Origin of the sequence: Vibrio cyclitrophicus, assembly GCA_023206055.1 — a bacterium.
In the GTDB taxonomy this organism is placed as follows: domain Bacteria; phylum Pseudomonadota; class Gammaproteobacteria; order Enterobacterales; family Vibrionaceae; genus Vibrio; species Vibrio cyclitrophicus_A.
The window spans coordinates 97,255-111,829 of the sequence record CP065367.1; the positions used below are offsets into that span (position 1 = coordinate 97,255).

Sequence of the window (14,575 nt, forward strand, 5' to 3'; positions counted from 1 at the left end):
AATAGTTATCATTTACTTTGATTTACACATGCACAACCAAACTAATGCGACAGATTCTATTAAGAAACAGAACCGACAAAAAAAGCCCTTTAGAAAACTAAAGGGCTTGATGTATTAGAGCGGGTTAACGTGAGCAGAATTAGCTGTTTGCTTGCTCTAGTTCAATCGTTTCTTCAGCGGCTCTCGCTGCTTCTAGCATCTTACGAATAATGAACGATGCAGCCATTGCGATACCCACCATTACTACGGCTAAAACGGTAAGCATTTGGAAGTAATCACCGTAAACTGTTTGTACGATTTCTTGCGTGATTTCTTGACCTTTCTCTAATGCAATAGACGTTGAGAATACCGCGCCAACAATACCTGAAAGAGCGATTGCAACAGAGAACAAGCTTACTGAGAAGTTCTCGATGTGCTTAGGTGCAACAGACAGGATGAAGGCTACAACCATTGAACCTACAATTACTTCACCAAATGCTAGGAAGAAGTGAATCGCTAGGAACACTTCTGGGCGAATCAGGACGTCATCACCAACTGTAGTCACTGCCATTGTCAGGATACCGAAAGCGATAGCCGTTAGAATAAATGAAAAACCTACTTTGGTTGCCGTAGAGAAGTTAATGTTTTTCTTTTCTAGGTTAGAGAAGATACCCGCGATGATAGGGCCAGCAACCATACACCATAGTGGGTTCATTGCCATTGAAGCTTCAGGTGCAACAGGGATGAAGCCAAATAGGTCACCACGCATTGTGTTGATCGCTACCATTGTCATCGATGTCATCATCTGACCGTAGTAAACGAAGAAACAGGTGGTTAGAAATGTGATGATTAAGATAGTGCCCATTTTCAGCATGTCTGACTTTTTCGATTTCATCATCAAAGAGACAAAGTAGATAATCGCTGCACCACCAATCGCGTATACGATGTTTTGGCCAATATCCATGTTAGAGAACATGAAGAATACTAAGCCAATCATCGCAGCAGAAAGAACAAGGAAGGCTACCCAGTTTTTCGTGCTTACTGGTTTTTGGTCGATTTCAGCACTTGCTTCAACAAGGCCTTTGCGAACAAAGATCATCATTAGAAGCGCGGCACCTGCTAGAGCCGCTGAAAGAAGGAAACCACCGTGGAAACCAACAACAAGCACTAGCATTGGGAATAAGTATTGACCTAGCAGAGCACCAATATTGTTTACTGAGTAGTTGATTGGGTAGCAGTTTTCAAAATCTTCTTGAGTTTTGAACGTGCGTTTGTAAAGGCTTGGGTAAGAAGGGGACATCAAACCACGTGCATAACTTGCTAAAGCGATACCACATAATGCCATCGGCACATTGGTTGCTGCTGCACCAAGTACCAGTAGAACGTAACCACTTGCGAACCCTAAGAAGGCAATGGTTAAAGAGCGGTAAGCGCCTAAAAACTTATCGGCGATAAAGCCACCTGCAATAGCAAATAGCGGTCCGATTGCAGAGAAAGCACCAACAACCATCATGGTGTCGGCTTCATTGTAGTTCAGATCTTCAAGGAAGAAACGAGTCAAGATCACCATGACGCCATAGAACGAAAGTCCGAACATCATTTGGCAGAACATCATTGATTTGTTTAATCTATTCCACATTATTTTATTCTCACGTTTGTATTGATATGTAGTGTAATTACCCGATTATAATATCATTAGTAGCAATACATAAACTGAAACATCTATCCCAAACAGAACTTTACTCGATATATCTTTTCTTATGAGTACATTCATATTTCTCATGAATGAAATTTGCAACGTTAGATTTTGCTAATGGATGCATGGCAGTATGAAATTTAGCCACCATCATTTGTGGCTAAGTAATGAACTAATAAAGGGAAAGTTAGAGGTAGTCATTCTGTAAGTTATTTTGAGTGAGTATCACTTTCAATTGGCTGCTGGGCTTTAGCCAATAAAAAAGCCAGCGTGGTGGCTGGCTTTGTTGAGATATTGAAAACTAAGTTTACAAGAATGCCATCTCTATAGAGGCTTTCTCCACCCGTGTTCTTGTCTGCTATTCACACGGTGGTGCCATGTGGATCACGGCTAGGCCGCCTAAAGACGTTTCGCGGTATTTCTTGTTCATGTCTTTACCTGTTTGGTACATGGTTGCGATAACCTTGTCTAACGAGATAAGACACTTGCTGGTGCGCTTCAACGCCATCCGTGATGCATTGATGGCTTTCATGGCACCCATAGCATTACGTTCAATACATGGTACTTGTACAAGGCCACCGATCGGATCGCACGTCATGCCCAGTGAGTGTTCCATCGCGATCTCAGCCGCAATACAAACTTGTTCGTTGCTACCACCACGTAGGGCAGTTAGGCCAGCAGCAGCCATTGATGAAGATACGCCAACCTCACCCTGACAACCTACCTCTGCGCCAGAAATCGAAGCGTTGGTTTTGTATAAGATGCCGATTGCGCCAGAGACTGCCAAGAAGTCTTTAAGCTGCTTAGTGTCTAGCTCTTTGATAAAGCGATGGTAGTACATTAATACCGCAGGAATAACGCCAGCAGCACCATTAGTCGGTGATGTCACGACCTGGCCGCCTGCTGCGTTTTCTTCACTTACGGCAAAGGCAAATAGGTTAATCCAATCCATGATCTCCATTGGATCGTTTTCAATCGAGGCATTCGCTTCAAGCTTTTTCAAAAGAGCAGGCGCTCGACGAGTGACTTCTAGGCCGCCATCAAGAATACCTTCCGTGTCAAAGCCACGCTGCATACACAGAGACATCACTTTCCAAATTTGGTCGGCTTTCTGGTCAATCACATCCATACCTTGGAAAGAAACTTCGTTGCGTAGAATTAAGCCGCCAAGGCTAAGTCCTTGTTGTTCTGATAGCTCGAGCAACTGATCAGCAGAAGAGAAAGGGAACTCAACTTGTGTTTCAGCTTCCTGTTTGCCGTTTTGTAGCTCATCAGCGGTTGCGATAAAGCCGCCACCAATCGAGTAGTAGGTTTCCATATCCAGAAGGCTACCGCTTGCGTCAAAGGCGGAGATAGTCATGCCATTTTCATGTAACGGAAGGTTAGTTTTGTGGAAGAGCAGGTCGCTTTCTACATCGAAATGAATTTCATGGTTACCGCTAACCAATAGAGATTTATCTTCAATCGCCTTGCGCATAGCTTGGTTAGCACTGGTAATTTTAATGGTGTCGGGGCGGTTACCTAGCAAACCTAACAAGGTCGCTCTGTCTGTATGGTGACCAATACCCGTCAATGATAACGAGCCGTATAAGTCGATTTGAATACGCTTCACTTGCTTAAGCTGAGCATCAATTTTTTGGGTAAAGTTAAACCCAGCGATCATTGGTCCATTTGTGTGGGAGCTGGATGGCCCAACCCCAATTTTGTAGATATCAAAAATAGACAGCATAGTAACTTCCTGTGAAGACGGTTCGATGAACGAACTCTGTGTAAAATTTGTATTTAGTTAGTTTCACTTCTTTGAGTGAACCTGTTTTTAGGGTGAAACAGTTATGTGATTGAGCGTATTCATTGATAGAAAGGGCTCTTTTATCGACCAGTGCTAACAAGCATAGAACGATGAAATACAAGAGCGTGCTATGTTTGCTGTAAAGTGACACGTCTATTCTTGTATTACCTAAGATGTCGCTATCAATAGTGAGCATTATTGCGAGCAACATATAAGAATTTCAAAATACTTTTGTTAACAAGTATTGTATACATAATTCACTCCATCTAATCCCCAAAACGAGACTTGAACATAAAATGAGCATTAATCACCTCCTTATTGTGCTGGGTAAGCGACTTAATGAGAATAAATTGACTGATGAAGGAATCAGTCGAGTTGATGCCTTGGTGAGGTATCTGGCGGAGCCTTTGGTAGAAGAGTCGAACCAGCAAACCGCCGTTGCGTTTTGTGGTGGAGTAACAAAAGGGCAAACACTGTCTGAAGCCGATGCGATGCATCAGTATTTTAGAATGCTTGAAAAGCAGCGTGAACATCCGTTTTCCTTAGGGGCGATTTTGCTCGAGCAGCACTCGACCAATACTGTCGAGAACATACAGAACTTGGCTTCAGAGATGATTAAAAGCGGGCTGTTTACTTGCGGGCAGAGTGTGCAGGTGACATTCGTGTCGAATGACTACCACTTACAACGTATATTCGAGATTCAATCGCTTATGGACGAGCAAGGTTTGCTTAAAGTTCTCATCGAGAAGTGTTCCGCTCTTGGGGTAGAGCTGCAAATAGATCGCAGGTTGGATGCTCATGTTGCGGTGCCATATCCTCACCAAAGCCCTCAAGGGCAATTGTTTTTGCTCATGGATGTACTGACCACTTATCGAGTTTATCTAGAAGGTGTCGTGGCAGGATCCTTTGAGCGAGGTCTAGAATCCGTAAGGCAAGAACCAGAAAGGTTATCTATTGAAGCGTTAGTGAAAGCGAGAGGTTGGATAGAATCATCTCCTCGTTTTGATATTGTGGATACACTCATTCCGGTATTGGAGCGTTGTATTCTTCAAACTCCAGTGGGTACAGACATAAAGAAAGTCAGGGAACATCTAGCGCTGTTAGACACAAACCTGACTTTATTGAATCGTTATTTAGATCCGGAATCGGATCACACACATCGCTGGTGGCGATAGATGCTTATTTCTTTCTCGTGATGCCAATAACGGTCTTTAAACTCGCAAAAGAAATCAGACAGTAAGCTAGAAGCTCTGTACCTTCTTCTGCGATGGTCTTAACATTACTTATATAATGTTCTCCCATTACGCCATGCCAAAAACTACCCATGCCAAATAACCGAGAGAAAACAAGTAAAAGCATAACACCAGTAACCAGCATGTTCATGTGTGGGGATGCAAGAATAAGCGCAAGCTGATCAATGGTTCGTTTACCATTTTTAATTGCATAGAAGATTGCGCTACCAGCAATAAGTAGGGCAGGGACAACCCAAGCGCCATGCACGATCATGTCAAACCAATAATCTAATTCTCGGATGAACATTACGGCGAAAAATGCGCTGATTAACATAGCGGCATGTTTTACCTCAGGACGTTTTTTAGCGAGGTAAGCAAATGCGCCAGAAGAGACGATTAAAAGAAATTGCTGTAGCATTTCAGTGACTGAATTTTCACCGATTCTTCCACTCAAGAAAACGAAATCAATGCGGATTGCAAGGTTGACTATAAAACCAATCGCTAAAACTACCAGTGCTGTTTGACAGCGTTTGTAGATTACCGCAGAGGTCGACTGAGATAGGTTGAACTCTGGTATCTCAAGTGACATTTGAGTTTGTTCTTTCGATTTAGTTTGTATTTTCATAATCAACGCTACTTGTAAATGTTTGTAACAAGCAGGCATTCTATCGGCCTAGATTAGGCTAATGTCAGAGTTATGTCAGAAATAAAACAGTGTTCAATTGGTGTGTGTGTACGGTAAACCGATGCCTTATGGCAGCGGTTTACGTAACATAATTGAATTTTTAGGGGGAGGGTTTTAAAGCTTTGAGATGGGAAGCTTGTAATAGAAGTGATTACTTTTCAGTTTCTTGCTCATGGTTATTACGGTAGTACTCCCACTGTTCAATGCGCTCGCCGTCATCGAATACACAGTAAGTTGTACGCTGATTGTTTTCAGTCACCGTGTCTAATTCGCCGTCCTGTTGAACACAATAAACCGCTGCTGGGTTAGCGACTGAAACACGTTGGCCTTCGCTATATTCTGCATAGTCGTTTGCACAACCGCCTAATACAACGGCACATACAGCCATCAAACCAATTTTCTTCATGTCTATCTCCTACGTGATAACTCTATAATCGAATGCGTTAAGTTCTACAGAACCCAATTAGAAGCTCTATGAAATTAGTATATTTTAGATTTCAGAAAAGGTTGTCCTAATTTGGTCAAGATATTGAAATAGGCTGATATTTCTTCATGTTTAACGACTTTTTGAGTGTTAGATCAAGCTAAGTGGATTCAAGTTACCGTTGGAATATCCCCGTCCGATCAGTTCTGGTTGGCGGTTGTGAACCTCGAATCTATTGATGATTATGATATGATGCCGCCAAATTCAGTAGAGCAGTCAGAATCATGAGACACCTAAAAACAACCATCCACCCTGATATCGACCATCTAGACAATAAAACGGTCTATAAGCGCAACGCTGCCCGTGCCATTGTATTGGATGGTGAAGACATTCTGATGCTGTATACAGAGCGTTATCACGATTACACCATTCCTGGTGGTGGTTTGGATGAAGGGGAAGATGTGATCGCAGGTATGGTTCGTGAACTCGAAGAAGAGACTGGCGCGAAGAATATCCATAGCATCAAGCCGTTCGGTATTTTTGAAGAGTTTCGTCCTTGGTACAAAGACGATGCGGATATGATGCACATGATTTCTTACTGCTACTCATGCAAGATTGATCGTGAGCTTGGTGAAACGGCTTACGAAGATTATGAAGTGAAAAATGGGATGAAACCTGTGTGGATGAATATCCATGAAGCGATCGCTCATAACGAAAAGACGATGTCAGAGAGCCCTAAGAAAGGCATGAGTATTGAACGTGAAACCTTTTTGCTGCATTTGATTGCCAAAGAGATGCTTTAGCCGTTATCAATATTAGCCTGCTAAGCTATTTATTTGCCGCCACTTTTGGCGGCAAAATTGTTTCTAGCAGTGCTAAAATTTAATAACGGAAACTAATTATTGAATATGGTTGATATTGTCAACTAAGTGTTTTTGATGTATCTTTACCTCAGCGATGAACCTATCTAGCTTAACTGCTCGGTTATATCGTTAAATCTCGCTGTGAGCCTGCCCTAAACAAAGAATACTATGAATAAAAGACAGTTTATTGCCCACTATCTGCGCATGAATCGCACTTCGTACTTATTGGCGATTGTGTTCATCTTTCTCGTCAATTGGTTACAAGTAGAGATCCCTCGCTATATCCAATTGGCGATAGATTTGATTGATGATGCCTCTTCCACTGGCCATCAACAGCTTCAAACCTATGTTTGGATTGTGGTCGGGATGTCGGTTGCCATGGTGGTGGTGAGAATTTTATCTCGTATTTATGCGCTTAACCCGGGACGAATTACAGAGGCCGCACTCAAAAGTACCCTTTTACAAAAGTTGAATCGCTTACCGAGCAGCTTTCACGAACGCTTTGCTTCGGGTCGACTGATCTCGATTATCAACAATGACCTTAGTGGTATTCGACTGCTATTTGGTGTCGGCTTCTTGCAGTTTTTCAATGCGTTGCTTGCGTTGTCGCTGACGCCTCTTTACATGTGGCGTATATCCCCAGAACTCACACTGTATTCGATTATTCCTATCTCAATCGCTTTTGTTATTTTCCGTGTGGGCTTCAAGCGTATGAAAACGTTGCATTTAGAGCACATGAAACGTCTACAAAACTTGTCTGCTCAGCTAATGAGCTACCTCTCTGGGATTGATCTAATTAAGAGCCAGCAGATGTCACCTTGGGTGAAAGCTGAAACTGAAAAGCTTAATCAGTTATTACTTGCATGCCGCCTTAAAATCACACGTATTCAAGTCTTCTTTATGCCTGTACTCGACTACGCCAATGACCTGATGAAAATCATCATTCTTGGGCTAGGTGGCTACATGTTAATGAGACAAGAGCTGACCCTAGGTGAGATTACCGCCTTTCTGACTTACTCGGTTTTGTTGGCAATGCCATTGATGCAGCTTGGCAGAATCGCGACCATTTACCAGCGAGGCATGGTCGGTATTCAGAGTGCACAGACCATTCTTAATGCCAAAGTGCCCGAGCTTGATGAAGATAAGCTGACTGAATTAGACGTTGAGTCGCTCAAGGGAAAAACGTTTTCCGTTCGCAACCTCAACTTCAGTTACGCAGGTGAAGAACGCTTGATCCTTGATGACATCAGCTTTGATATCCCTGCAGGTAAGAAAGTGGGTGTGCTGGGCGGAATCGGAGCGGGCAAAACGACATTGGTGAACTGTTTGAATCATCATTTAGATGTTCCTGAAGGTTCCGTTTTCCTTGGTGAAAAAGATGTCACTAGTTTCTCGCGCAGTGACTTACGCCGTTATGTTAAAACCGTGACTCAGGACCCTTACTTGTTTTCAGCAACCGTCGAAGACAATATCCGCTTTGGTAGCCTAGATACCGATTTGGCAAAGAGTCAGGTTGATGAAGTGCTAGAGCTCAGCCAGTTGGCCAGTGATGTGACACGTTTTGAACACGGCGATCAAACCTTAGTCGGTGAGAAAGGGATCATGTTGTCTGGTGGTCAAAAGCAGCGCTTAAGTATTGCGCGTGCTTTATTGCAGCCAACCGACTTAATCATCATGGATAATGTTCTGTCTGCGGTCGATTATGAAACAGAACGTAAGATCTTAGAAGGTTTGTTTAAGCGTTTGGAAAATCAATCGGTTCTTGTGGTTTCACACCGCGTTAATGCCCTTGAATATATGGATGAAGTCATCGTGTTGAACGAAGGCAAAGTGATCGCGAAGGGCGACCACGCCACATTATTGAAAACCTGTGATTACTATTACGATACATGGCAACTACAGCAGAATGAAACGGAGGCAGCAGCATGTTAAAAGGTGTTGATCTCAAGTACCTCAAGCACTTTTTTAAGTTTGCTAAGAAATACAAAGGCTCTGCCATTCTGGGTATTGCGATGCTTCCGCTGTCGGTCATCACGAGTTTGTTGTTCCCTTGGTTGATCATCCAAGTGATCGATGTTCACCTGAGCCAAGGGGATATGGATGGACTGCTCGAATACGTCTTCTATCTCGTTGCCGTGCTGGTGGCGAGCTACGTGGTGGATACCACCTATTCGTACAACCTGCGTAAAACTGGTCAATACACGATAACTGATATGCGCTCAGTATTGTTTGCTCGCGTGCTCAAACTGCCGCGCAGCTATTTTGATAACACACCGATTGGGGTAACGCTTTCACGATTAACCAGTGACTTGGAAACCATTGGCGAAACGTTTGTTCAGTCGGTTGTAGGGCTAGTTAAAGACAGCATCAATACCATTGCTCTGTTGGTGATGATGTTCTTCATTGACTGGCAGTTAACGGTGATTGTATTGATCATTATGCCGCCAGTGATGTATTTGACGGTCTATGTGAGAAACCGACTTCGAGCCTTATATAAGGTGACTCGTTCTTCGCTTGCTCGCGGTATTGGCTTTTTACAAGAAGTCTTACTTGGCATGAAAACCGTTCAGATGTACCGAGCGGAAGATCAAGTCGAGCGTCGTTATCAAGGCTATACCGATGAGTTTCTAAGAGCACAGAAGAAGATAAATAAGTACGATGCAATTTTGTTCTCGTTTATCTCTGGTATCACCTCTATCACCATCGCGATCATGATTTGGTATGGCTCTGAGCAAGTGTTAGAAGGGGCACTCACCTTGGGTGTGCTGATTGCGTTCATCAACACCTTAGAGAAGGTGTTTGTTCCGATTCGTGACTTTACTTCGCAGATCGCTTCGATTCAGAGTTCATTTGCAGCGTTTGACCATATTGAGGAGCTGTTTGTTGAGCCGACTGAAGAGGAAGGACGCAACCTGCTGCCATCTAACAAGGTTGAGAAACAACTCGAACAGTTTGTGAGCCTTGAGTTTAAGAACGTGAGCTTTCGTTACAAAGACGACTCTCCCTACGTTCTAAAGAATGTCTCGTTTGTATTGGAGAAAGGACATCAAATCGCGCTTGTGGGCTCGACGGGTTCGGGCAAGTCGACGATTCTGCGTCTGATCTCTAAAACCTACCAAGACTATGAAGGCAGCATTTTATTGAATGGAATAGAGCTGTCGCAGATTTCAAGCGAAGACTCTGCTCATTTGTTCTCAATGATGATGCAAGACGTGCATTTGTTTGAAGAGACAATCCAATTCAATATCGCTTTGGGTAAAACGCATCTATCTAGAACTGAGGTTGAACAGGCTGCACGCTATGTTTATGCCGATAAGTTTATTGGACAACTCCCTCAAGGTTATGACTTCCATTTGGAAAAGAACGGTTCCAATTTGTCTGTGGGGCAAACGCAGCTTATCTCCTTTGCACGAGCGGTTGCACAGGGTGGGCAATTGATGATGCTTGATGAGGCGACCAGTTCGGTAGATTCAATCACTGAAGACCTGATTCAAAAAGCAATGCAGCGCCTTTTCAAAGATAAAACCGTGATTGCGATTGCACACCGTTTGAGTACCGTTCGTCACTCGGACACGATTCTCGTGTTGGAAAAGGGTGAAATTGTTGAACAAGGTAATCATCAACACCTGGTGGCGCACAATGGCATTTATGCCGGCTTGTTGAAGGAATCGATTGTGAAAACAAGCGACTCTCAAGCAACGGTCGTCTGACCCCCTCAAGTCAGGTCGCCGTTTCAATAATATGGATTGGTGTTGCTTATGTTTCACCAATTTCTATTCTTTTCTAATATTCCCAGTAACTTAGGAAAAATTAAACATATTTTTCGATTATTAATATGTTATGATTTCCCTACTACTAAAGGGGTGTCTTCGGGCATCGGGATGTATGCGAGCAAACGTAAGTGCTTGTGTCAGTCACTTTCTGGCGAATATGGAATCGAAAATGTTGTTGGAAGAAGTTGTAGAAATTATCGAATTAACCGACTCAGACCATTTATCTCAAGCAATGGAACTGTTTAATGAGCATGGTTTTGTTGATGCTGAGTCTTTACCTTTTATGAATGTTGTTTTTGAAACAGCTCCAGATCAACTTGCAAAGAAGCTGTCACAGATTGGCTTTAAAGGTTTAGTGCAAGTCGAAAAGAATGAAGATGCATCGGGATTCACCATTATTGATGCTGACCGCGTTTTGTTAAAAGTCTCAGCTTAGTAAAAAGACTCTATCCAGTTCAGTAACACCCGTTATGATTATTTGAGGTTAACACAGTGACAACAGCAACCGTTTCATCAACAGAGCAACACATTTCCAATGAATATGCGCTTTTAGGTGCATCGTTATTAGCGTCTCAAAAAGTTGAGTTGGCTCTGTTCAGTGTTATCTCTAAGTTAGCTAAAGCACTACCAAAGGAAGCGCAACATCAACTAGGCTTGGACTTGGATACTTTTCTAAGAGAGAAGCCATGTGAGCAAGACTCAACGTTGAGTTTGTACGCGCAAAAATTTGGTGAGCAACTTCCTTTGCAAAAAAATGAAATCAGCGATTTTATTTATCATCGAAATCTCGTTACCCGTAGCTTTTGGCGAGTGACTGGCGCTGATGTAAAAGGCGGCGAAAAACTTGAAAATCCAGAGCTCTACTTAAAAGAGTTCTTAGCCAAATGTGAATATTGGCAAGTGATGCTCGATACTCAAAAGAACTGAGCACTTAAATAGATTGAATAAAGCCATAGCTTACACGTTATGGCTTTTTTGTTTGTGCTAAAAAGTCTGTATTATTTAAATCTAGATCATCATCTTCAACACGTAATTCTTAGAAATGAAGTGATGTTTGAGCGCTGCACTAATATGCAAAAGGATCAAACAAGCAAGGGCAATACAACTGGCACGATGTAAATAGAAAAAGAAGCTGTTGATTGCGGGGGCGGTTATTAGATTATCGACCGTCGTCAGCCAAAATAATGAGTACGGTTCTTTAAGCATTAAATAACCGGTGCTGAAAACCATGAACATAACGAGATACATGAGTGAATGGGCGAGCTTGGCAATGCATATTTGACCAGCAGCCACAGATGAAGGCATGGGCGGTGAGGTTCTAAAATGACTCCATACATATCGTATCGCCAACAAAGGAGTAGCGACAGTAGCCAGCGACATGTTGAGCACTGACAAGAAAGAAAATAGCTCTGGATTATCGGTGACAAAGTGCATTACATACCCTGCGGTAGTTGCATAGATGATCACAGAAGCCATCACCCAGTGCAGCACACGGCTTAGCAAATCGTATCGTGGATTATTCAAATTAACCTCGTTCTGAACGTTATAACAACAATTTTCAAATAGATGCAAAAACTAGCTTTTAGTATATTTTCATCGCGAATTAATTATATCGAACAGTAATACGCCGTATTCTCCTTAATTATAAATTAATGATGTTGCTTCAAGTGTTTTATAATTATCAATGATGTTTTAAAGTGTTAATTCCAATACAAACAAGGCAAACTTGCCGACTTCCTAGCTTGTATGCCTATAACGAGATACAGTTAGTTTAAAGCTAAATATATAAGGAATGTATAATGCTTCGAATCTTATTGATTGCGGTTATCTCGGTGTTCAGCACGATGAGTTTTGCAAACGAAGAGGTTAAGTACTCAGATCAAGAGTATTTGGATAGACCATTGATGGAACGTTACATCTTGGATGAGTTGAAGCAATTGCGCATGGAGCAACAAGATCTCGAAAGGCGTTTAACGATCCAAATGACCGATCGTGAACTCTCTGTCGCAGATAAGTCGTTGAATTACGCTAATGTAACCGTAACCTATTTCTTCTATATTATTGCTGGTGTTGCTTCCTTGATTGCATTGGTAGGTTGGCAATCGCTCAAAGAGTTGAAACACACCACTAAAGAGATGGCTGATCAGCGACTCAACTCGATTGCTCAAGACTATGAGAAGAAGTTTAACGTTCTTGAAAGGGATCTTAAGCGTAAGACTCGAATTATCTCAGAGAACAACCGTGAAATCGAAATCATCAACGAAATTCATAATTTATGGTTGAGGGCTCAGAATGCTCAAACCGCTGAGCAGAAAATGGAAATCTACGATGAGATCTTAAAAGTCCGCCCGGGTGATTTAGAAGCACTAACTTACAAAGCCGATGCAGCAATGGACATGCAAGAATACCACTGGGCGATGAGCTTATGTAATCGCGTGTTGGAAGTGGACGATCAAAACGCTCACGCCTTGTATCAACGTGCTTGTGCTTACGCAAGGTTAGGTGCTGAAGGACAAGCGATCGATGACTTAGAGCGCTCTATCGAAGCCAGTGGTTCAATGCGAGAGTTATTGGCTGATGAACCTGACTTTGAGATGCTACGCGGCTTAGAACGCTTCGAAGCACTTCGTGAAGAGTAATGTGTGAGGTAAAGATCCTTGTTAACTAAGGTGGTGAGCTTTGTATGCTCACCATACTTTCACACCTATCGCGCTATGGTTTCTTACATTTCATTTATTTTTTTGATTGAATTGTTATGTTATAACACTTTTTAAGTTCCTCGTTATAACCGCTAAGTATTTTATGAAGTTCCTCCGTATTGGCCTGATCGTTATTGCTATCAGTGCATTTTCCCTTGCTGCTTTGCTTTCTTTTCACTCCGAGCCAGCACCAGAAATCTCTATAAAAATAACACCTTATCAAGGTTATCAACCGAATGATGAGGGGGGTGTCGACTCTCAACCGACTCCCAGCTCTTTGGTCAAAGTCCATTATTTTGTGAAAGTTGGCGATACGCTAAGCAACATCTTTTCGTCATGGCAACTGCCTTATGGAACCGTTCAAAAGGTGATGGAAGCGGATCTGGAGTCTTTGAAGCTCGACACAATAAAACCTGGTGACCACCTAGAGTTGCTTTTGGATAGTGACTCTAAACAACTCGTCGAGCTGATTTTCCATGAAAGTTTGGTAGAGCAAGCTGCCTTTACTCGAAATGACGATGGAAGTTTTGACTACCAATTCAATGAAATTCCTGGCGAATGGAAGGAAAAGCTCTATACGGGCACCGTTCATGGCAGTTTTTCAACGTCAGCATATAAAGCGGGGTTAACTACTAACCAGATAGCCAATATCACCCGCACACTAAAAGACAAAGTCAACTTCGCTCGTGAGCTGAGAGCAGGTGACAGCTTTAATGTATTGGTCAAAGAGCAGTACACGGATGATCACTTAACGGGCAAAACAGAAATTCAAGGTATCTCAATTCAATTAAGAAACCGAGAAGTGGCAGCTTTTCTAGCACCAGATGGTCTTTTTTATGACAGAGAAGGAAATAGTTTAGAGCAAGCCTTTGATAGATACCCAGTCGACAGAAAATTCCGAAGAATCACTTCTTCGTTCAATCCGACACGAAGACACCCAGTAACTGGACGAATCTCACCGCACAATGGTACCGACTTTGCTACACCTGTAGGTTCACCTATCTACTCAACTGGTGATGGTCGTGTGGTGGCACTTCGTGACCACCCGTATGCTGGTAAATATTTGGTTATTGAACACAACAGCGTATATACGACGCGTTATCTTCACTTGAGCCGCTTCTTAGTTAAGAAAGGTCAGCAAATTAAGCGAGGTCAGAAAATTGCGCTATCGGGTGCTACTGGTCGTATTACTGGCCCGCACTTGCACTTTGAGGTATTGGTACGTGGTCGCGCCGTCGATGCAATGAAGGCGAACTTACCAATGGCAAGCTCAATTATGCCTAAAGATAGAAAAGAGTTTTTGGCTCGAATTGCCTCTTTTGATGCCATGATTTCTGAGCCAGCAGATCGTGCGAGTTAGAGATATTCAAGCCTAAGTTGGCCAACGAATATAATCACGCCCCTTAGTTAGCGATTTAGCTAAGGGGCGTTTTTC

General features: G+C 42.6%; 13 protein-coding genes. 8 read left to right on the forward strand and 5 right to left on the reverse strand.

Features of this window, described 5'->3' with window-relative positions:
* Positions 1-139 precede the first annotated feature (139 nt).
* Complete coding sequence (locus ITG09_16350; GenBank protein ID UPR55195.1) at positions 140-1,579, reverse strand: MFS transporter; 1,440 nt, start codon at positions 1,577-1,579, stop codon at positions 140-142.
* 454 nt (positions 1,580-2,033) lie between these two features.
* The gene (locus ITG09_16355; GenBank protein UPR54527.1) at positions 2,034-3,404 is read right to left on the reverse strand and encodes an L-serine ammonia-lyase; all 1,371 of its coding nucleotides are present in this window, start codon (positions 3,402-3,404) and stop codon (positions 2,034-2,036) included.
* A gap of 356 nt (positions 3,405-3,760) precedes the next feature.
* On the opposite strand from ITG09_16355, the gene ITG09_16360 reads away from it, so the two are divergent.
* Positions 3,761-4,639 (forward strand): YdcF family protein, encoded by an 879-nt coding sequence (locus tag ITG09_16360; GenBank protein UPR54528.1) that lies wholly within the window; start codon positions 3,761-3,763, stop codon positions 4,637-4,639.
* 4 nt (positions 4,640-4,643) lie between these two features.
* Here ITG09_16360 and ITG09_16365 read toward each other — a convergent pair whose 3' ends face one another.
* Complete coding sequence (locus ITG09_16365) at positions 4,644-5,321, reverse strand: hypothetical protein (protein UPR54529.1); 678 nt, start codon at positions 5,319-5,321, stop codon at positions 4,644-4,646.
* Positions 5,322-5,532: 211 nt separating this feature from the next.
* Positions 5,533-5,787, reverse strand: a complete 255-nt coding sequence (locus tag ITG09_16370) for a DUF333 domain-containing protein (protein ID UPR54530.1) — start codon at positions 5,785-5,787, stop codon at positions 5,533-5,535.
* A gap of 302 nt (positions 5,788-6,089) precedes the next feature.
* Here ITG09_16370 and ITG09_16375 point away from each other — a divergent pair, with 302 nt between their 5' ends.
* The 5 genes from ITG09_16375 (at position 6,090) to ITG09_16395 (ending at position 11,368) form a co-directional block, all read left to right on the forward strand.
* Positions 6,090-6,608 carry an NUDIX domain-containing protein gene (locus ITG09_16375; GenBank protein UPR54531.1) on the forward strand — a complete coding sequence of 173 codons (519 nt, stop codon included), beginning with the start codon at positions 6,090-6,092 and terminating at the stop codon, positions 6,606-6,608.
* Positions 6,609-6,836: 228 nt separating this feature from the next.
* Positions 6,837-8,600 (forward strand): ABC transporter ATP-binding protein, encoded by a 1,764-nt coding sequence (locus ITG09_16380; GenBank protein UPR54532.1) that lies wholly within the window; start codon positions 6,837-6,839, stop codon positions 8,598-8,600.
* On the forward strand, positions 8,594-10,378 hold the full coding sequence (locus ITG09_16385; GenBank protein UPR54533.1) for an ABC transporter ATP-binding protein: 1,785 nt from the start codon (positions 8,594-8,596) through the stop codon (positions 10,376-10,378). The genes ITG09_16380 and ITG09_16385 overlap by 7 nt, the downstream gene beginning before the upstream one ends.
* Positions 10,379-10,610: 232 nt before the next feature.
* Positions 10,611-10,877: a hypothetical protein gene (locus ITG09_16390; GenBank protein ID UPR54534.1), complete on the forward strand. Its 267-nt coding sequence runs from the start codon at positions 10,611-10,613 to the stop codon at positions 10,875-10,877.
* A gap of 56 nt (positions 10,878-10,933) precedes the next feature.
* Complete coding sequence (locus ITG09_16395; GenBank protein UPR54535.1) at positions 10,934-11,368, forward strand: hypothetical protein; 435 nt, start codon at positions 10,934-10,936, stop codon at positions 11,366-11,368.
* Between the two features lie 81 nt (positions 11,369-11,449).
* Here the strand turns inward: ITG09_16395 and ITG09_16400 are convergent, their stop codons facing one another.
* Complete coding sequence (locus tag ITG09_16400) at positions 11,450-11,965, reverse strand: cytochrome b/b6 domain-containing protein (GenBank protein ID UPR54536.1); 516 nt, start codon at positions 11,963-11,965, stop codon at positions 11,450-11,452.
* Positions 11,966-12,240: 275 nt separating this feature from the next.
* Here ITG09_16400 and ITG09_16405 point away from each other — a divergent pair, with 275 nt between their 5' ends.
* On the forward strand, positions 12,241-13,080 hold the full coding sequence (locus tag ITG09_16405) for a hypothetical protein (protein UPR54537.1): 840 nt from the start codon (positions 12,241-12,243) through the stop codon (positions 13,078-13,080).
* A 163-nt stretch (positions 13,081-13,243) separates the two neighbouring features.
* Entirely contained in the window at positions 13,244-14,500 is a 1,257-nt protein-coding gene (locus ITG09_16410) for a peptidoglycan DD-metalloendopeptidase family protein (protein ID UPR54538.1), read from the forward strand.
* Positions 14,501-14,575 lie beyond the last annotated feature (75 nt).